17 protein-coding genes are annotated in these 18,785 nt (G+C 34.3%); 6 read left to right on the forward strand and 11 right to left on the reverse strand.

Features of this window, described 5'->3' with window-relative positions:
- Window positions 1-73 precede the first annotated feature (73 nt).
- The 4 genes from L3049_RS14640 (at window position 74) to L3049_RS14655 (ending at window position 5,575) form a co-directional block, all read left to right on the forward strand.
- Window positions 74-1,399, forward strand: coding sequence for a hypothetical protein (locus L3049_RS14640; protein ID WP_275110562.1), 1,326 nt, complete (start codon window positions 74-76; stop codon window positions 1,397-1,399).
- Between the two features lie 98 nt (window positions 1,400-1,497).
- Window positions 1,498-1,863, forward strand: coding sequence for a hypothetical protein (locus L3049_RS14645; RefSeq protein WP_275110563.1), 366 nt, complete (start codon window positions 1,498-1,500; stop codon window positions 1,861-1,863).
- Window positions 1,864-1,989: 126 nt separating this feature from the next.
- On the forward strand, window positions 1,990-4,434 hold the full coding sequence (locus tag L3049_RS14650; protein ID WP_275110564.1) for a TonB-dependent receptor: 2,445 nt from the start codon (window positions 1,990-1,992) through the stop codon (window positions 4,432-4,434).
- Between the two features lie 253 nt (window positions 4,435-4,687).
- Window positions 4,688-5,575 carry a coiled-coil domain-containing protein gene (locus L3049_RS14655; protein ID WP_275110565.1) on the forward strand — a complete coding sequence of 296 codons (888 nt, stop codon included), beginning with the start codon at window positions 4,688-4,690 and terminating at the stop codon, window positions 5,573-5,575.
- Between the two features lie 76 nt (window positions 5,576-5,651).
- Here the strand turns inward: L3049_RS14655 and L3049_RS14660 are convergent, their stop codons facing one another.
- Together L3049_RS14660 and L3049_RS14665 are read right to left on the reverse strand one after the other, a co-directional pair.
- Window positions 5,652-6,119, reverse strand: a complete 468-nt coding sequence (locus L3049_RS14660; protein ID WP_275110566.1) for a hypothetical protein — start codon at window positions 6,117-6,119, stop codon at window positions 5,652-5,654.
- A gap of 15 nt (window positions 6,120-6,134) precedes the next feature.
- Window positions 6,135-7,031, reverse strand: coding sequence for a hypothetical protein (locus tag L3049_RS14665; protein ID WP_275110567.1), 897 nt, complete (start codon window positions 7,029-7,031; stop codon window positions 6,135-6,137).
- Between the two features lie 173 nt (window positions 7,032-7,204).
- On the opposite strand from L3049_RS14665, the gene L3049_RS14670 reads away from it, so the two are divergent.
- Entirely contained in the window at window positions 7,205-8,494 is a 1,290-nt protein-coding gene (locus tag L3049_RS14670; RefSeq protein WP_275110568.1) for a glycosyltransferase family 4 protein, read from the forward strand.
- Between the two features lie 4 nt (window positions 8,495-8,498).
- Here L3049_RS14670 and L3049_RS14675 read toward each other — a convergent pair whose 3' ends face one another.
- The 4 genes from L3049_RS14675 to L3049_RS14690 all read right to left on the reverse strand — a co-directional run bounded on the left by L3049_RS14675 (window position 8,499) and on the right by L3049_RS14690 (window position 11,683).
- Complete coding sequence (locus L3049_RS14675; protein WP_275110569.1) at window positions 8,499-9,302, reverse strand: amidohydrolase family protein; 804 nt, start codon at window positions 9,300-9,302, stop codon at window positions 8,499-8,501.
- Window positions 9,299-10,126 carry a DUF4296 domain-containing protein gene (locus tag L3049_RS14680; RefSeq protein WP_275110570.1) on the reverse strand — a complete coding sequence of 276 codons (828 nt, stop codon included), beginning with the start codon at window positions 10,124-10,126 and terminating at the stop codon, window positions 9,299-9,301. The genes L3049_RS14675 and L3049_RS14680 overlap by 4 nt, the downstream gene beginning before the upstream one ends.
- Window positions 10,127-10,193: 67 nt before the next feature.
- Window positions 10,194-10,946 carry an ABC transporter ATP-binding protein gene (locus L3049_RS14685; RefSeq protein WP_275110571.1) on the reverse strand — a complete coding sequence of 251 codons (753 nt, stop codon included), beginning with the start codon at window positions 10,944-10,946 and terminating at the stop codon, window positions 10,194-10,196.
- Window positions 10,943-11,683, reverse strand: coding sequence for an MlaE family ABC transporter permease (locus L3049_RS14690; protein ID WP_275110572.1), 741 nt, complete (start codon window positions 11,681-11,683; stop codon window positions 10,943-10,945). Before L3049_RS14690 ends, L3049_RS14685 begins: the two co-directional genes overlap by 4 nt.
- Before the next feature lie 177 nt (window positions 11,684-11,860).
- On the opposite strand from L3049_RS14690, the gene L3049_RS14695 reads away from it, so the two are divergent.
- Window positions 11,861-12,949, forward strand: coding sequence for a mannose-1-phosphate guanylyltransferase (locus L3049_RS14695; protein WP_275110573.1), 1,089 nt, complete (start codon window positions 11,861-11,863; stop codon window positions 12,947-12,949).
- 49 nt (window positions 12,950-12,998) lie between these two features.
- Here the strand turns inward: L3049_RS14695 and porN are convergent, their stop codons facing one another.
- Genes porN through L3049_RS14720 form a run of 5 tightly spaced genes read right to left on the reverse strand, consistent with a single transcriptional unit; the run spans window position 12,999 to window position 18,735 of the window.
- Window positions 12,999-13,844, reverse strand: a complete 846-nt coding sequence (porN, locus tag L3049_RS14700) for a type IX secretion system ring subunit PorN/GldN (RefSeq protein ID WP_275110574.1) — start codon at window positions 13,842-13,844, stop codon at window positions 12,999-13,001.
- 15 nt (window positions 13,845-13,859) lie between these two features.
- The gene (porM, locus tag L3049_RS14705; RefSeq protein WP_275110575.1) at window positions 13,860-15,401 is read right to left on the reverse strand and encodes a type IX secretion system motor protein PorM/GldM; all 1,542 of its coding nucleotides are present in this window, start codon (window positions 15,399-15,401) and stop codon (window positions 13,860-13,862) included.
- Between the two features lie 23 nt (window positions 15,402-15,424).
- Window positions 15,425-16,372: a type IX secretion system motor protein PorL/GldL gene (porL, locus tag L3049_RS14710; RefSeq protein WP_275110576.1), complete on the reverse strand. Its 948-nt coding sequence runs from the start codon at window positions 16,370-16,372 to the stop codon at window positions 15,425-15,427.
- Between the two features lie 50 nt (window positions 16,373-16,422).
- Entirely contained in the window at window positions 16,423-17,757 is a 1,335-nt protein-coding gene (porK, locus tag L3049_RS14715; protein WP_275110577.1) for a T9SS ring complex lipoprotein PorK/GldK, read from the reverse strand.
- A gap of 45 nt (window positions 17,758-17,802) precedes the next feature.
- Complete coding sequence (locus L3049_RS14720; RefSeq protein ID WP_275110578.1) at window positions 17,803-18,735, reverse strand: PorP/SprF family type IX secretion system membrane protein; 933 nt, start codon at window positions 18,733-18,735, stop codon at window positions 17,803-17,805.
- Window positions 18,736-18,785 lie beyond the last annotated feature (50 nt).

An 18,785-nucleotide genomic window follows, 5' to 3' on the forward strand; every position in this document is an offset into this window, starting at 1 on the left:
ATTGGTTTTGTTAATTGATATTCGGCAACAAAATTACAAAGTTTCAAAACAAAAATAAGTTAATAAAAGTAAAATGGATGCTTCCTTATCATTTTCCCTGTTAAAAAGAGATAATTTTCATGAATTGGCTGCAAATCAGCAATTCGATTTTGTATTTACAAGTGTTGGTGTAAGGGAAGCTTTGTTTGTTCTTTTTGCGATTACACAGGGTTATAAATGTGCTATTTTAAACAATGGTGATTTTTGTGAATCACTACACCCTATAGTAGATACAGCCGACAGAGATAATGCATTTTTATTGGCTTTTCGGAATCAATTCCCACATTTAATCTTGCCCGATGAATACTTAAACATCAAAAGGAATACATCAAAATGGAAAAAATTGCTTCCAGGCACAGTTCGAGATAAAGATGTTGCAAAATATGAATCAGCCTTGCAAATTGAGAATGGCGATGCGGTTTCCATCGATAAAGAGTTTAAAATATCGACAAATCGATTATTGATATCGATTTTGAAGAGTGCTGTTCAGCAAGGAGCAGTCGTTTTAAACCACATGCAATGTGAAAGAAAGAGTAAAAACCAGATTTCTGTTAGCGATCAGCTGAATGATCAGAAGAACTATTTGGTAAACTGTAAGACAATACTCGATTTTTCGCATGAACAGAAGTCGGAAAGTAGAGAGGAAATTCATTTGTATCTGCAAAAGAAAGGTTTGTTTTTAAAACGAAGCCTGAAGTTTGCACTTGATGGTGTGTTGATACGAATGATAAGATATCAAGACTATTTCCTACTCATTTACGAGTCGCAAGATGATAATAAACGGTTTGCACAAAAGTTAATCGATGAAATTAATCGATTGATAAACTGGGATCTGGAATTTTGTTTAGACGATATTGTAGATTCGAAATTGCTTGCGTGTTCCGAGAGTAATAGTCTAAAAAACCAATTGGAAGATGTTGCCAAATTTTTAAAAACGAACTTGTCTTTATCATCTTCACAATTGAATCAGCAAATGAAAGAATTACCAGTTATTGATTCTAATTTCGAAGGTAGAATCGAAATTCAGCAAATAATCGAGTTTGGAGATTATCGCTTCGATGAAGCAAAACAAACAGGAGTAAATCCAACCTCTTTTAAAAACATGTTTTATCGCTATGGTTCCGAAATAGAGGAGTTAACCGAAAAAGCGTATGAGCTGAGACCTAGGTTTGGACCCGGAGATGATTTGTGGACCTATGTTCAAGTTTGGTATCTGTACCATTACGAAATGACTTGTACATACGAGGATTATGTTTCAAGAATAAAGGAAGGTAAGCCAGCAATGAATTCTGATTTGATTGATAATGAGGATAGTTTCTTAAAATATCTCGCTGAATTCAAAGGTGGAGATGTTGTATAACACTTTAAAAATTAATGAATACCAACAAATAGGTATTGTTAAACGGAATCTGTCTATCTACTTTTGAACCGTATTAGTAAAGTAATCTGTCGGTTCAAATGGACTTTTTTAGAAAAATTAAAATAGCGGTTTTAAGTTTACTGTTGCCAGCAATGATTTTGCTAGCCGGTAATGCTGTTTTTAATTGGCACGTTCATAAAGGAGCAGACGGAACTGTAATGGTTCATGCTCACCCTTATCACAAAACAAATAGTTCAGACGGTGCAGCAAGTCATCAACATTCTTCTCACGAATGTTTTTCGATACAACACCTTACTACATTTTTATTTTCTCTTGCTGCAATCCTTTTTTTAGCGGCTTTAATTGGAAAGGCTTTCGAGCTTAGAAACCTTTATCATTTCTTGGTTAAAGGAGGAATTTTAGATGCACTTTTACCGAATCGTGCTCCTCCCGTATTAGCTTAAGTACCATTTTACATTACCTAAGTTCAGGTAATTCTTTTCGAATACACGCTTATTCCTAGTTATTTCTGTGGAGTAAACTTGCAATTCAACAACAAACACATCTAATCATATTAAATTTCGAATACAATGAGAAGTATTACTCATCTGTGTATTAGCATTTTTATGCTAATAAGTCTATCTATTTCAGTTAATGCTGAAAATATTACCGCAATAGTTAAAGGTAAAGTAGTTGATTTAAATAACGAGCCAATTCCATATGCAAGCGTTGCATTAGAAGGCACATCGATTGGCGCAGTAACCAACTTCAATGGAGAATTTGAGATATTGAATGTTCCTGCGGGACATTGTCATATCGTTGCCAGTTGTGTTGGATTTCGAACTGACAAGAAACACTTCGATGTTAAACTTGGACAAGCAAACACACTTACATTCAAAATAAATGAAGACTTTATTGGGCTCGATCAAGTTGTAGTTACAGCCGATCGTAATAAGATCAAACGCAAGGATTCTCCGGTTGTAGTGAATTCAATATCAACAAAACTATTGCAACAAACATCCGCATCAAACCTAGCAGACGGATTGGTATTCTCTCCTGGTTTACGAGTTGAAAATGACTGTAACAACTGTGGTTTCTCGCAAGTGAGAATGAATGGGTTGGAAGGTCCATATACACAAATCTTAATTAATTCTCGTCCAATTTTCAGTGGGCTGGCTGGTGTTTATGGCTTGGAACATATTCCATCAAACATGATTCAACGTGTTGAAGTTGTACGTGGTGGAGGTTCTGCTCTTTTTGGTGGAAATGCCATTGCAGGTACAATCAATATTATTACTAAAGATCCAATCAGTAATTCTTTTAAAGCAGGCGTTAAGTATGGTGCCGTTGGTGTTGGTGCAGATGGTGCAGGGAGTGTTGCCAATGATATTACGGCTGATTTTAATGCCTCTGTGGTATCAGAAGATCACAAAAGTGGAATTTTCATATTCGGAATGAATCGTCAGCGCGAAGATTGGGATGCTAATGATGACGGTTATTCTGATTTGGTAAAATTAGAGAATATTAGTGCTGGTTTAAGAGCTTATCACAAATTTACCGATTTAAGTAAACTGACTTTTGAGTATCATGTAGTAGATGAGTTCAGACGTGGTGGTGATCAGTTAAATTTACCTGCACATCAGGCAAAAGTTGCTGAACAAGTCAAACATAGAATTAACTCAGGAGGGTTAGTTTGGGATCAATTCTTCAATAAGGACAGAAATAGTAAGTTTTCAGTATTTGCTTCTGCTCAACATATTGACAGAGATTCTTATTATGGTGCTGCAACTACTCACGATGAAAATGGGGTGGAATTAGCTGTTCGCATTCCCGATTATGGTGCTTATGGTAAAACAGAAGATTTGGCGATTTCTACTGGTGCACAGTTCTATACAAAAATGAATAACTTGCTATTCGCACCTGCTGATTTAACTTTTGGTATAGAAAATACTTACAATAAACTAAAGGATGATAAGCTGGGGTATTACGACATTGAAAAAAAGGAATTTACTCCAACCACTAATATTGCAGATCAAAAATCAAACACAATTGGTGCCTTTGCACAAAGTAAATGGGATCTTGGCTTCATGAATTTCCTATTAGGTGTACGTATGGATTCATACAATGTAAAAAACGATGAAAACGGACATGAAGAATCAAATACTGTTTTCAGTCCACGCGCCAATGTTCTGTTTAAATTATCAGAGCCTATGCAATTTCGTATGAGCTATGCTCGTGGTTTTAGAGCTCCACAGATTTTCGATGAAGATTTACATATTGAAGCTTCAGGAGCAAGAAGAATCATCCATGAAAATGATCCTAATTTAAAGGAAGAAACATCAAACAGTTATACTGCATCTTTAGATTACACCAAATCTTTTGGTAAAACTCAAACTTATTTCCTTGTAGAGGGATTCTTTACAGACCTGATAGATCCATTTGTAAATGAATTTAGCGAGGTAGATGCTAGTGGAAATATGGTGATGCTTCGAAAAAATGCGAATGGTGCCGTTGTGAAAGGAATGAACTTTGAATTTAAGTTAGCACCTTCTCACAAATGGGATTTCCAGATGGGAATGACGGTTCAATCTAGTAAATATGATGATGCCGTTGATCAGGGAGAAGATGATGATACAGCGAATACAACTACGGATGAGATTCTTAGAACACCTGAAACCTATGGTTACTTCGCATTAAACTGGAAGCCATTACATGAATTTACAACAACTTTATCGGGAAGTTATACAGGGCCAATGAGTTTAATTCACCTTGGAGGTGGAGCTGATGAAATGGGTAATGAGATACAAGAAAGCCTCGTGAAATCGGATCGTTTTACTGATTTAGGTATCAATTTTTCTTATCATTTCGATTTGGGTAGAGATGTGAAGTTGCAGTTCGATTGTGGTGTGAAAAACATATTTAATTCATTCCAGGATGATTTCGATTATGGTTCTGCACGCGATGCAGGATATGTTTATGGTCCATTAAATCCTCGAACAGTTTATTTTGGTGTGAAATTGGGCAACATTTTGTAGAATAATTCCTCTTTCGAGAGATAAGAATATTGGGTTAGTTTTTAAACGGGGCGCTTTCTTTAACAGATGGTTAGCTCCGTTTTTCTTTATTAATTAGTGATATTTTTTTTTTGGTTTGTTTATTGCAGTGTGTTTAAAGTTGCGATTGACTAGGAGGATAAAGAATTCCATCTCAAACAAATAGGTATCAGGCAATACTATATTAAAAAAGTTAAGTAAATTTGTGCGAATAATTTTTAAAGTAGAATTTTTTATGGCTGAGAGTAGAGATACGGGTAGAAAAGACAATATTTATATTGGAATGTTGGCGTCCTTAGGAGTAATTCTTGTTATTGTTGCAGTAATGTATTTTATGGAGCATAGAGATAACAAAAAGTACATTGCCGAAATAACAACAGAGAAAGTTGGTCTGGAAAATGAATTAAAATTACTTTCTCAGGATTACGATTCTTTGCAAACTAGTAATGATACCTTGAATGTTCAACTAAAAATGGAACAAGAGAAGATTTCGGAACTTTTAGATCGAATGAAAGTTTTTAGAAATAACTCTTATGCTGAAATCAATAAATACAAGAGAGAATTAGGAACGTTAAAGGGAGTTTTAAGAGACTATATTGTACAAATCGATTCTTTAAATACACGAAATCAGTTATTAACTGCCGAGAACAAGAGGGTTAAAAAACAAATTGATTGGGTAAAGGATAGAAATGTAAAGCTTGAAGAATCTACTGAATCGATGAAGGAAGTAATTAGCAAAGCCGCAACACTTACGCTTGTTGACCTTTCTTGTTCGCCAATTAATAAAAAAGGAAAGATTGTTAAGAAAATCTCTAAAACAGTAAAACTAAAAGCTGAATTTACAATTCAAAAGAATGTTACTGCAGCAACGGGAGTAAAAGAAATTTTTATTCGAATTACTCGCCCAGACGAAGCCGTTTTAGGGAATCCTGAAAACCTGCTTTTCGATTTTGAAAACACAAAATTGGTCTATTCGGCAAAACGTGAAATTGATTACGAAGGAGAACAATTAGACGTAGCTATTTTCTGGGATAATGATGATAGCTTGATTGGTGGAGAATATAAAGTTGATGTGTTTACAGAAGGACATCACATTGGCACTTCAAAGTTTTTATTGAAGTAAGCTGATAAAAAATATAAAACAAGAAAAACCATCCCGTAAAGGATGGTTTTTTTGTATCTGTAAATTTAAGATTGAATTATTTAAAAATAGTTCTCGATCCAAAGGCTCTAAAGCCAACTAGGATAGAAACGCATCCACTTTCAACTTTCTCTTTTTCTTCATCGTTAGGAATCAATACTCGAATTACAAAATCATCGGTACTTTCTACCATAAAATCCCAAAGGTTGGTATGATCTTCATCAGAATTATCATACAGTAAATTGTAATCGGTATCATACAGTTGAAATTGTATTTTCCCCAAGCTATTTTCTCCCTCCACAAGAATGCGATATTCTTGATCTTTGTAAAATGTCAGTTGTAATTCTGCAGTTTCACCTTCCGATAAAACAGCATTATTCAATTGTCCATTAAAAGTGTACGGATTCAGTTGTGGTATGCATTCTTTTTTCGTGTATTCATTGCATTGCGCAGCTAGTAGTGTTGGTAGCGCGAATAGGCAAATGATAAGTAAAGTTGTTTTTATAGTCATGTTAATTCTATTCATTAAGTACGCTTACTACTACAGTTCTGTCAATGTTACTCTAATGTTGTTATTAATTTCCCTAATTCCTTTAAGTGTCTCGTTCGATGCACTTAATGTAACCTTGTTCCTAATGATCATTTTACCATCTTTTGTTTTGGCTTTTGAAGCTGCAGATCGACTTTGAGAAATTTCTTGAAATTTTGCATCTAATTTCTTCAGTTCAGGTAGTATTTGTTTTATTTTATAGTTGTCTCGATATTGATTTAGTAATCCAATAAGATTCTTTACCGAGTGTTTTTGTTGTGCAATTAAGCTAATCATATCTTTTTGCGGATTGTCCAAATCAACAATATTAGTAGCTAAATAGAGTGTTTCAATCCATCCACCAAATACAATAAGAGCAGCAACTCCACCTCGTTGATTTTCTTTAAGGTAACTATCAGAATTGGTAAAGGTTTCTGTGATAATTGTTAATAAAGAATCCTGATTTTCAATATTTCGTTCCATTCTACGAGCAGTAATTTTTTCCTGTTCTTCAGGAATACCTAATTCGCGTGTAAACTTCTTAATTACAGCAAGATATCTTGCAGCATCTTGAAATTGCTCATAAATACGAATGTAACTAAGGTCAGCACCATAAATACCAATATTAATAGCAATATCAGCTTGCGATAAATAGTTGTCTGAGTTGTTCACCGAATTCATTAAATCTGGTTGATAAGGAAGGTTCATTTTTTTAATGATTTCTGTCACCTGAATAGGACTAGGAACATTATAAAATAAGGTCTTCACAGATTTAAAATTCTGACTTTGTGGAACCACTAATTCAGTTTGTTTTTCTGGTGTAACTTTTTTATTTTGACATCCATAAGTGAAAATCGAAGTCGTTAAAAAAAGGAAAATACAGAATATCTTAATAGATGTTTTAAGCATAGATGTAATGATTTCTCTTAGGTTAAATTTTGTAATAAACTTAAAGTTATACTTTTAGCTAGAATATGCAAACAAAAATGAAATATATACGACCTTGCTAAAAAAACATGTAAATTGGGGAAACAAATCGAATTTGTGAGCGTAAAATGAAAGTTAATTTGATACTGTGACGTATGAGAATTGGGATATTAATTGGACGTATTGGAGGTGTAGATGGGGTCGCTTTAGAGACCGAAAAATGGATAGCTGTTTTGAGAAAAATGGGGCATGAAGTATTTACACTATCTGGTCAGTACGAAGAACGAAAATTTGATCCTACATTCGAAACTCTAGTACCCGAAATGTCCTTTTTTTCTCCGGAGAGTTTTTGGGGGCAAAAAAAAGCCTTTCATTTTCCTGATGGTAATTTAACTGAACTTTTAGAGCACATTCATTTTTACGCCGATTTAATTGGCGATAAAATTATCGCTTGGGCCAGAGATAAAAAAATAGATGTTCTTATTTCTGAAAATGCTTCGGCTCTTCCAGCTCACTTAGAAATGGGATTGGCGATTAAAAAAGCAGTTGTCGAATTGGGAATACCAACCATAACCCACGATCACGATTTTTATTGGGAAAGAGGCACTCGTTATCTTTCTCCTCACGCCGAAATAAACAAAATAGTAGCGGATAATTTTCCCTTACGATTGCCTAATGTATTTCATGCAGTAATTAATACTTACGGAGTTGATACGCTACAAAATCGCTTTCAGCGAGAGGCTGTTTTGGTCCCTAATGTCATGAATTTTGATTTGCCATTTGGGGAAGTTAATGACACCAATATTAATTTAAAAAGAAATCTTGGTTTACAGGAGTCGGATTATATTTTGGCTCAGGTAACCAGAATTGTTCGTAGAAAAGGAATCGAAACAGCGATCAAATTGATTCATATGTTAGAAGATTCTCGCGCGAAATTAATTATTACGGGAAATCATTCCGACGATGAGGGAAATGTTTATTACAATGAGTTGATTGATTTAATACATGAATTAAAGTTGGAAAGACAAGTCATGTTTGCATCTCACATTATTAAAAATCAGCGTAGACAAACAGCAAATAGTACAGCATATTCTTTATCGGACGCATATGCACATGCTAAAGCAAGTACTTATTTTAGCACCTACGAAGGTTTCGGTAACGCTTTTGTTGAATCAGTAATGGGAAAGTGTCCTGTTTTTGTGAACAATTACAAACCCGTTTATTGGCCTGATATTGGCAGCAAGGGTTTCAAAACGGTAATGCTCGAAGACAATCAAATTACAAATCAAGCATTGGCCGATATGAAGGATGTTATCCACAATCCGAAATTGAATAAAGAAATTGGCGAGTACAATTATGAATTAGGGAAAAAGCATTTTTCTTTCGATACACTGGAACAAAAATTACAGGAATTGCTCGATAAAGTTGAAAGATATCGGTCCTAATGGCTTATAATAAAACCTTTAACTCACTTTCTTTAGTGAGTTTTTTATTTGTGTAATCTAGCTTTGTAAGTAAGTTTAGGCCTGGTGTTTTGCCAATTTCAATACTTCCAATTTTATCATCTAACTGCAAATGTTTAGCTCCATTAATGGTTGCCCAAGAAAGTAAATCAAAATAGCTAAGTTCTGGAAATAGCTCTTGAACTGCTTTTATTTCTTCAAAAATTGATAATTTCTGATGTGTTGCTAATGATCCAGTACCAACGCAATAGCGGTTGTATTCGTTTTCTGTGGGAGTAAAAGACTTTCCTAGCTCTAACACGAATTGATTTAGTAGAATAGATTTGGAGTCAGAATTTATTTTGAGAGGCAATTCTAATGCACATTCAGAAAAATCATGATCGATAAATTTCACTTTTGACTTCTTTTTTCGATTTTCATTGTCTTCCAATGGAAAAAAGTCGGCAGCAGCTACAGTTCCAAAAGCTTCTAAATGATTAATTCCTCGTTGAAAGGAATCAGCATTTTTAGGAAATTCTGTTAATTTATTTTTCAGATTGTTAAAAAAATCACCTAAAGTGATTTCTTGAAAATTCTCTTTCGTAAAGGAAGGATAGCTTAAAAGCGTAAATACATCTACAAAGCCAGGCACAATCATACCACTGTAGAATTGCAAATTTTGAATTTCTTTAATTTTTCCACCAGTATCAATTACATCAATAATTGCATTGGCATCATCAAGAACGATAATTCCATTTTTTAATGGAGCAGAGGATACTGGAAAAATATAATTTGCAGAAATCTTTCTCATCGCAACCTCTTGATTTCTTCCAAACTTTTTACTCTTAATTCTTCTTCAAGTAATACTGAATCAGGCCTAATTTGAGGATTAAATATTAAGATGTCTTTAACCTCAAAATGTTGAGTAAACTCTTCTAAATCGTTTTCTCCAGCGAAGAAATTTCCACGCAATTCAGTATAGCTTGAATCAGGATATTCCATTTGAGCCTCATACTTGTTAAACTTCATGTCTTTTGTAATTGGTAAAGGCATAAAGCTTACTTTATGTTCTTCTCCAAGACTGTCTTTTTTCCAAAAGTAGGCTTCAATTTTAGGATTGTCGGTTTGGTCATCTTTAAAAATTTTAATGGATGCACTTACCGTATAAAGTCCTTTTTGCGAAATAGGAATTGTAAAGTCTAATGTGTTTTTATCTTTGCTTGGTATTCTCCAACGAGTTTTCTTAGTCCACAAATTAACCGTATCGCGTTCCATTCTATCCTTTTTTACTTGAATTCGATATTTTGTTTCCAGTCTGTTCAAGGAATCAATAACTTGATCGTAAAGCAAAGTGAAATTTTTTGTGTCGTTGGAATAATAAGTAACACAAGAATCAAACTGGCTACGGGTAAGCTTGTATTTTTTATAAATTGAATTGTAATAATAGCTAGGGCGATAGTTTTTACCTGTACGGTAAATGTTTTTAGTGGAAAGACTACCATCTACAATATGAATATCAATAAGCATATTCGTAAATTGCTGTTCATCTAACTTTGGTTGATATTTATTGTTGTCATTGCATGAAATTAAAAAAGTAAAGCCGATGCAAATGCAGAAGTAGAATATCTTATTCATGAATTGTTTCTTTTTGTCTGATGGCAAAGATAATAAATCAATGAGAATGCCTAGACTGAGAATTGATTTAGCTTGTTTTTTTAATCTTTTTAAACAGTTCGGAAGCAAAAACGAAATCATTTAAGGAATCATTATCCGTATTAAAAATTTCATCCTTAGTGCCTTCCCAGCCTTTGTGACCCTTATTAATGAAAACAATTTTTTCACCAATCTCCATAACTGAATTCATATCATGGGTGTTAATAATCGTTGTCATGTTAAATTCTTTGGTTATTTCTTGAATCAAATTGTCAATCAGAATAGCGGTTACAGGATCTAAACCAGAATTTGGTTCATCGCAAAATAAATATTTAGGATTCAAGGCAATTGCACGAGCTATTGCCACTCGTTTTTGCATTCCACCACTAATTTCAGCAGGAAATAAATGGTTTGCATCTTTTATGTTTACACGATTAAGGCAAAAGTTAACACGTTCCATTTTCTGACTTTCATTCATATCAGAGAACATGTTTAATGGAAACAATACATTCTGCTCAACAGTCATAGAATCGAAAAGTGCTCCTCCTTGAAAAACCATCCCCATTTCTTTTCGGATCAATTTTTTCTCACTGAAGTTCATTCTTGTAAAATCACGATCGTCATAATAGATATGACCATTATCAACTTCATGTAATCCAATAATTGATTTTAGGAGAACGGTTTTTCCCGAGCCACTCTGTCCAATAATTAGATTTGTTTTACCCGCTTCAAATTGAATTGAGATATCATTCAAAACATCCAATTCTCCAAAGGATTTATTGATATTTTTTAATTCAATCATTTCAATAAAATTTGAGTAAGAATCAGATTAGCTAACAAAATCAGAATACTACTATTTACAACAGCTTTTGTACTCGCCTTACCCACTTCCAAAGCCCCTCCCGAAACAAAATAGCCATAATACGATGGTACCGATGTAATAATAAAAGCAAATACTAAAGTTTTAATTAAGGAGTAGGTAATATAGTAAGGAATCAATCCGAATTGAACTCCATATAGAAAATCAGTAATTGATACCGTATCAGCCATATAACTAGCTAACAAACCTCCCATAATACCAACAAATACACTCAATACGTATAGAAATGGGTTAATAAAAACAGCAGCAATAATCTTAGGAAAAATCAAATAACTTGCCGAATTGACACCCATAATTTCAAGAGCATCTATCTGTTCGGTTACACGCATTGATCCAATTTCAGAAGCGATATTCGATCCTACTTTACCTGCTAATATTAAGCCTACAATTGTAGATGAAAATTCCAGAATCATTGACTCGCGAGTGGTATAACCAACTAAATAATCTGGTAACAAAGGGTTCACCAAATTATAAGCTGTTTGCAAACTTATAACTGCTCCCATAAAAACAGATATAATCACTACAATGCCAACAGAATTAACACCAAGCTTATATATCTCTTGTACAATTTGCTTAAAAAAATCTTTTCCTTTTGGAGGCTTAGAAACAACCAGCACAAGAAATCTAGAGAATTTTCCTACGTTTTCGAATAGGTTCATAGTTATTTTACTTTACGATAAAATTACAAATTATTTATTTACAATCTTCTTGTCCAACAATATCATTGTAATTTTCTATTCTTTTTTGAATTGAGATGCCTTTTCAGTATTTTAGGGTATAAATTTACTTCTCTTGAATTTAGTGGAATTTTTCTGAATTCAGATAAAAATAGTCCAATGGATAAAAATAACTATTGTGTGATTATGGCTGGTGGCGTTGGTTCACGATTTTGGCCTTTAAGTAAAAAACAACAACCAAAACAATTTCTTGATATTCTTGGTACTGGTAAAACGCTTATTCAATTGACCTTTGAGCGATTTGCATCCATTTGTCCAGTTGAGAATTTTTTCGTTGTAACAAATGCGAAATACAAGGATTTGGTGCTTCAGCAACTTCCCCAAATAAAGGAAAATCAAGTATTATTAGAACCCCTAAGAAGAAATACAGCTCCATGTATTGCTTATGCAAATTTTAAAATTCAGAAAAGAAATTCTGAAGCTTCCATAATTGTTACTCCTGCAGACCATTTGATCTTAAACGAAACAAAGTTTTTAGATGTATTGGGTAAAGGAATCAAGTTTGTAGAGGATGGAAATCAATTATTGACATTAGGTATTCAGCCTTCTAGGCCAGAAACCGGTTATGGTTACATTCAGGTTTCGAATAAAGCAGTTACGAACAATTCAGATATTTATCCTGTTAAAACTTTTACAGAAAAGCCACATCTCGATTTGGCGAAAATTTTTCACGAATCAGGCGAGTTTTACTGGAACTCGGGAATATTTGTGTGGAAACTAAAAGATATTCAAGAGGCTTTTAGTAGGTATTTACCAGATGTAAAAGCATTGTTCGAGGATGGTATAGATAGCTTGGATACAGAAGGAGAGCAGGCATTCATTGATCAGATTTATCCTGAATGTCAAAACATATCCATTGATTATGGAATTTTAGAGAAATCGGAAAATGTTTTTGTCTACTGTTCTGAATTTGGTTGGTCCGATTTGGGAACCTGGGGCTCACTTTACGAACATTCTTCCAAAGATAATAATGATAATGCTGTTCAAGGTGAGAATGTAATGATGTATGAATCTAAAGATTGCCTTGTAAACGTGCCTGATGATAAATTAGTAGTGGTGCAAGGTCTAAAAGACTATATCGTTGTAGAAACGGATAAAACCTTGCTTATTTGCAGGAAAAGAGATGAACAAGAACTTCGAAAAATTGTTAATGACGTTAAAATTACAAAAGGAGAAAAGTTTGTATAATAAAAAAAGGACCTGAAAAGGTCCTTTTTTTTATATTTCAATTTTCTTATTAGAACTCCCAAAGGTCATGTTCAAATGTGAAAATATCATTTTTAATTTTTTCAGCTTCTAGCATAGAGTTCAAGCCAACTGTATATTCACTAATTGTACGATTGTTATGAACGTTTGAAATTTGTGAAATAAAGCTTGAAAAACGTCTTTTCAAAAATAGATCATCAAATGAGTAGCGTGCAGCATCATTATATGGATTAAATACTTCGTGCGATGCAAGCAAAGGTCTTGCTTCAGGGAAATAAATCCAGAATAATTGCTTTTGCTGAATTCCATCTAATTCAGAATCACCATCTTTAATGTATTCGCGAATAGGGCAGATTCCAATAATTCGAACTTGTAAAGTTGATGTTTGCTTATCGAAGAACCATTGTTCCTTAACCATGTATCTTTTCACATCATCAGTATGCATTTCACCAGGTAGAATTTTTTCTTCTAACTCACCAGTTAATCTATTTCGCTGCATGATGGTGTCATTTTGAGCATCAAATTTAGTGCGAATCTGATCAATAGTCATTGGAACTTTAAATTCATCATCATTAGTTTCATAGGCTGTTAGACCTTCGTTTTCGATTCCGTACATTAACAAATCGATTAAACTATAACGATCATCTTCCGGTGTAGTTGGATAATACATTGGAAGATTCATTTTTTCTCTTAAGTCGACAAATCTCCACACCAATTTAGACCACATTACATCCGATTCACGAATGTTAGAATATGGAATTGGCTTTCTGTTTTTGATATGATCTTTTGTGTATACGCTAGTTGCATTAGTTTGTGCTCCTGCATATGAGGCACAAATCAAAACAAGACCAATGAGTAGTAATAAGCTTCTTTTCATCATATGTAAATTTTATTACTGAATTCTAAATGAAATTGTAGGCAAGTTTCTAGTCACTTTATCAGGACCAACAGCCTTAATATCTTCAATATATAATTTCTGATTTCTTTTTAAATTTCTAAACATCCTAATTTGTTCTGGAGTAAATACGTCAGAACGAGATGATTGATCAACCGTAAAGCCTTTAACAATGGTTGAAACGGTAAAGCCAGTAATTTTAAAAGTTAAATCAAAATCAAACTGATCCATAACTGCATCAACTCCAGTTTGAGCTAAAAGTAAGTTTTTCTTTATTTTTCCGCCGCTTAAATCAGCAACTTTAGCGATAGGATCTGGAATTGGTTTCACTCTAAATTTAACCTTACGTAAAGGTCGCCAACCATCCTCAAATTGAGCTTCAACGCTAACTAGTGCATCTCTAAAGGCAACTGTTGGTTTAGCAATATAGCTATTCCCTTTTTTTATTAGCTTTCCATTCGTCATCGTTGCACGAACTCTATCGGAAGAAAATCCAGGAGCTGAAACGCTTACAGGATTATCAACACCTACGTAGAAAACATTCATTTTTGTTGCAGATACTACCACATTTGGTTCTGCTACAATATAAGTAGACTCAAACGGATAATCCTTTTCAATACCAGATGGACTTCTGTAGGTAATAATTCCACCCCATTTCATTTCACCTACTTTATCAGCTTTTGCTTCGTAAATTCCTCTTCCATCTTCAAAATCTGAAATTGGTCCTCTACGGTCTATAACAATTTTAGGATTTTGTGTTGTATCAATAGCTGCTAAAAATACTTGAGCTTCGTATTTATCACCCTTTAAAATATAACTTGATGGTGCGAAAACCTCAGCTCTTAATTTATTGAACTTAAAAGATTCTGCTTCAATTTGGTTAAATAAATAACTTACCACATCAGATTCGGTACTTCGAATGTCTGTTTGAATCTTAGATAAAAGAGTTACAGCACCAATTAATGGAGTGTGAGAAAACTGTTTTGATTCCCACGAATAATTAGGATCACCTTTTTTATTTTTTGCAGGCTTTTCTGTATTCAAAGTTTTCTCTATTGCATGACGAAGAGTTGAATCTTCAACATGACGCAACATCAATTCACGATACGATTGAATAAATTCTTTTAATTTTTTGCCTTGTCCACCAACGATCATTATTTCAGGAGGAACATCAAGATTATCTTTACTGCTGATGTTCGCCATATCATAGTCTTCACCATCAGCTCGCTTTACAATACGTTCTTTTAATTCAGATATAAAAATGGTTAATTCATCAGACTTCACTCGAATACTATCTGCTAGATTCCAAGCTTCCTGTACTTTTGCTGGATTTGCTTCTAATGCAATTCTGAAGGCATCATATTTGGTTTGGTTCTTCTCTTCAAAAGTTCGAACAGTTTTTGCTAAACCATTATCGATAATAGTAAAAGCATCCAATACCTCATTTGATACATTTATTGCCAACATTGCTGTCAGGAATAAATACATCATTCCGATCATTTTCTGCCTTGGTGTTTCTTTACAATTCGATGCTCCCATATTAGCTTAGCTTGACAGTTAAATTAATTTTTCTTCTTTACATCCATCGCGCTTAGCATATTACCATAAATGGTATTTAATGCCGCAAGGTTTTCGTTTAACTGTTCTGTCTCTTTCTTGTAAGCTTGTGCGTTTTGCAATGTTGCGGTAAGCGTTTCCAATACCTTATCTAAATCTTCGTGAACAGTTTTAGAATTGTTCATTTGCTCATTTCCTTGTTTCAATTGCAATTCATAAACTGCATTCAAAGAAGAAAGGTTGTTATTTAATGATTCCATAGAACCATTGAAAGAGCTGCTATTTTCAGAAATTTTACCAAAATCAGTTTGTAAGGATTTGTCAATATTTTGGTACGATTCAATTAATTTATTTCCAGACTCGTCCACTTTACTTGCAAAACCTTGACTTGAAGTAGCTACTGTGTTAGCAGTTTCTTGGTAAGAATTGCTAAGCTTTTGAGCTGATTCTGCTAATTCTTGAGTAGACTCTGCATATTTGTTAGAGAATTGTCCAACAGATTCAGAAGCACTTTGCAGGCTTTGAATGTATCCGTTAGTCACAACTGCTGCTTCAGAAAGATTAGAAAGATTGTCGGCAGCATTGGTTAGTTTTGCTAGCCCCTGACTTAAATTTGAAATCTTATCAGGCTCAACACTCATCTTTTCTAATAAAGATTGTAGTTGCTCTAATCCTTCAACTTGTACACCTCCACCAGCTCTTTCTCTTGGTTCTAGACCAATTAGTTCGGGATACACCAAGCTCCAGTCTGGTTGTTCGTGTGGAGGCTCAAATGCCGAGAAGAAAAAGATGATAGCTTCTACAGTCATACCGACAGTAAGAAGTTCTCCAGCGTATGGATAATGCTGAATTTTAAATAGTGCTCCAATCAAAACTACGGAAGCACCCCAACCGTACACGTAGCCCATAAATCTTTTCCACCTTGGTGATTCAACTAATTCGGTAATATTCATGATCTGATTGTTTGAATAAGGTCTAAAATAAATAGTATACTGGTAAAATGTTATTTACCTAAATGAGTTCTAACACAACGGAAACCAATATAAGATTTAGCAGTGTCCTGATATTCATATGTTCTGGTTGCACATTGTAAATAATATCCTATGTCTTTCCAAGATCCACCTCTAACAACTTTTCTTTTTAAAGCTGGAGGGTCACTTGGCAAAGCATTGTACTGATAATTTGGATTCATATCATGAGTGAAGCTATAAGCAGATTCTGCATATACCGCAGAAGTCCACTCCGCTACATTACCTGCCATATCGTAAAGTCCATACCCATTAGGTTCATAGGTACCAACCGGTAAAGTAACCAAACCTCCATCGTCTACATAGTTTCCTCGTAATGGTTTGAAATTAGCTAAGAAACACCCTTTCTCGTTACGAGTATAATCTCCTCCCCAAGGGTATAAGTTCAAAGAAATACCTCCACGAGCTGCATATTCCCACTCTGTCTCTGTTGGCAAACGATATTCAGGAACATCAGGTTTTCCATTTCTTCGAAGAGCAGAATTGTGAAATTCCGTTCTCCAACGACAGAAAGCACGAGCTTGCTTCCAACTTACGCCCACAACAGGATATTCATCGAAAGATGGGTGCCAGAAATATTGTTCAGCCAATGGCTCATTATAAGAATATGTGAAATCGTGAATCCAAGCTAAAGTGTCAGGATAAATATTCAATGTTTCTTTAATGATGAAAGAGGATCTGTCTTCTATACTCTGACGTCCACCTTGGTAATCATCTACCAAACCTTCGTATTCACCTGTTTCGCTATTGTAACGATTCGATTTTTTTGCAGCTTGTTGCAAATCCACCCATTCGTATTGGTACTTTAACTTACGCGAATCAATTTCTTTATTTCTGAAAAATCTTTCATGAGCTGGTAAATACATCTCTTCTAGAATTTCAGTGTATTCTTCGTTATCCCATTCTAATCTTTCATCCCAATTGATAAAAGGAGGGTCGATAGGATTACCATTTTCATCTTCTGCAATTAGAAATTCTTCAAATTGTTGACCTAAAAGTTCGCGAGCAATTGAATCTCTAACCCAATTTACAAACTGACGGTATTCATTATTCGTAATTTCCGTTTCGTCCATCCAAAAAGACTCAACAGATACGGTCTTGGCAGTAGCATTAAGTGCCCATGCTACATCCTGATCATTAGGTCCGACAGTAAAGCTTCCGCGAGGAATTAATACCATTCCATATGGTTTTGGTTCAAACCATTTTCCTCTTTGACCCGCACCAATAAGTTCTCCGTTTCCAGTGTTTTTTCCACAACTGGACAAGAACAATAAAACAATTACACAAAGTGTTGTAAGTAGTTTATTCATAGTGGTTTTATAAATTATGCAACTTGCATAGATTTTCAAATGTTATTACAAAAATCGAATACTCTTATATTTTTGATTTCGACGTTCCAATTTAGTATTAAATCGGTAAGCCAATAAAAACTCGTGCGATCCCTTCGCAATCTTCGATGTGGAAATATCATAAGCATATCCAATTTGAATTCCATTATTGAATAATACTCCTAACATTCCAACAATGGCATCATCAACCCTATATGAAACGCCTCCCCAAATCCTTTTATTGTATCTGATGTTAGTATTTAAATCAAACTGAGATACAACAGCGTCGGTTTTATAAAATATCGAGGGTAAAATTTCCCACGATTCGTTTAGTTCGTATCGATATCCTGCCATTCCATAATAATGACGTGCAAGATAAGTTTCGACAGTTTCGTTATAACCAATATTTGGTTTGTTTAAATGACTTACGGATGTTCCGACATAAAAGTTATTGGTATGATAATAAAATCCCAATCCTAAATCAAAAACAAGTTTGCTGTCATCAATATTTCCAGCTCCCAAATCATCTTCAGCACTAACAAAACCGTCTCCTGTTGGCACAAACCATTCACCTTTAAGTGAATTGTTCTGAAACCCGACACTTACTCCAATATTTAAAGAACCTGTACTTATTTTTTTCTGATATGCATAACTAAAACGCATTGCAGTATTCTTTTCAAAGCCTAACTTGTCACTTAATATGGTTAAACCGATCCCATGATCAGCACCCATAAATGATATAGGAGTGCTTACATTAACAACGGTACTAACTGGTGCATTATCGAATCCAACCCATTGTTGACGATTAATTGCTGACACCAGAATATCTTCCTCAGATCCTGCAAAAGCAGGGTTTACAGAAAGAATGTTGAACATGTTTTGACTAAACTGTGGATCTTGCTGAGCTTTAGCTAGTAAAGATGAGCAAGCCAATAATATGAAGAAAATAAATTTTTTCATGTAAAATATTATGGTTCAGTTAATGCCAAAAACTATGAGGAGTAAAGTAA

The organism is Labilibaculum sp. DW002, from assembly GCF_029029525.1.
GTDB lineage: Bacteria > Bacteroidota > Bacteroidia > Bacteroidales > Marinifilaceae > Paralabilibaculum > Paralabilibaculum antarcticum.

Coding starts and splice junctions, on each gene's coding strand:
- L3049_RS14655 (WP_275110565.1), top strand. CDS start 4,688: ATGGCTGAGAGTAGAGATACGGGTAGAAAAGACAATATTTATATTGGA.
- L3049_RS14685 (WP_275110571.1), bottom strand. CDS start 10,946: ATGATTGAATTAAAAAATATCAATAAATCCTTTGGAGAATTGGATGTT.
- porM (WP_275110575.1), bottom strand. CDS start 15,401: ATGGGAGCATCGAATTGTAAAGAAACACCAAGGCAGAAAATGATCGGA.
- L3049_RS14640 (WP_275110562.1), top strand. CDS start 74: ATGGATGCTTCCTTATCATTTTCCCTGTTAAAAAGAGATAATTTTCAT.
- L3049_RS14670 (WP_275110568.1), top strand. CDS start 7,205: ATGAGAATTGGGATATTAATTGGACGTATTGGAGGTGTAGATGGGGTC.
- L3049_RS14660 (WP_275110566.1), bottom strand. CDS start 6,119: ATGAATAGAATTAACATGACTATAAAAACAACTTTACTTATCATTTGC.
- L3049_RS14695 (WP_275110573.1), top strand. CDS start 11,861: ATGGATAAAAATAACTATTGTGTGATTATGGCTGGTGGCGTTGGTTCA.
- L3049_RS14650 (WP_275110564.1), top strand. CDS start 1,990: ATGAGAAGTATTACTCATCTGTGTATTAGCATTTTTATGCTAATAAGT.
- L3049_RS14720 (WP_275110578.1), bottom strand. CDS start 18,735: ATGAAAAAATTTATTTTCTTCATATTATTGGCTTGCTCATCTTTACTA.
- porK (WP_275110577.1), bottom strand. CDS start 17,757: ATGAATAAACTACTTACAACACTTTGTGTAATTGTTTTATTGTTCTTG.
- L3049_RS14680 (WP_275110570.1), bottom strand. CDS start 10,126: ATGAATAAGATATTCTACTTCTGCATTTGCATCGGCTTTACTTTTTTA.
- L3049_RS14645 (WP_275110563.1), top strand. CDS start 1,498: ATGGACTTTTTTAGAAAAATTAAAATAGCGGTTTTAAGTTTACTGTTG.
- porN (WP_275110574.1), bottom strand. CDS start 13,844: ATGAAAAGAAGCTTATTACTACTCATTGGTCTTGTTTTGATTTGTGCC.
- L3049_RS14665 (WP_275110567.1), bottom strand. CDS start 7,031: ATGCTTAAAACATCTATTAAGATATTCTGTATTTTCCTTTTTTTAACG.
- L3049_RS14690 (WP_275110572.1), bottom strand. CDS start 11,683: ATGAACCTATTCGAAAACGTAGGAAAATTCTCTAGATTTCTTGTGCTG.
- porL (WP_275110576.1), bottom strand. CDS start 16,372: ATGAATATTACCGAATTAGTTGAATCACCAAGGTGGAAAAGATTTATG.
- L3049_RS14675 (WP_275110569.1), bottom strand. CDS start 9,302: ATGAGAAAGATTTCTGCAAATTATATTTTTCCAGTATCCTCTGCTCCA.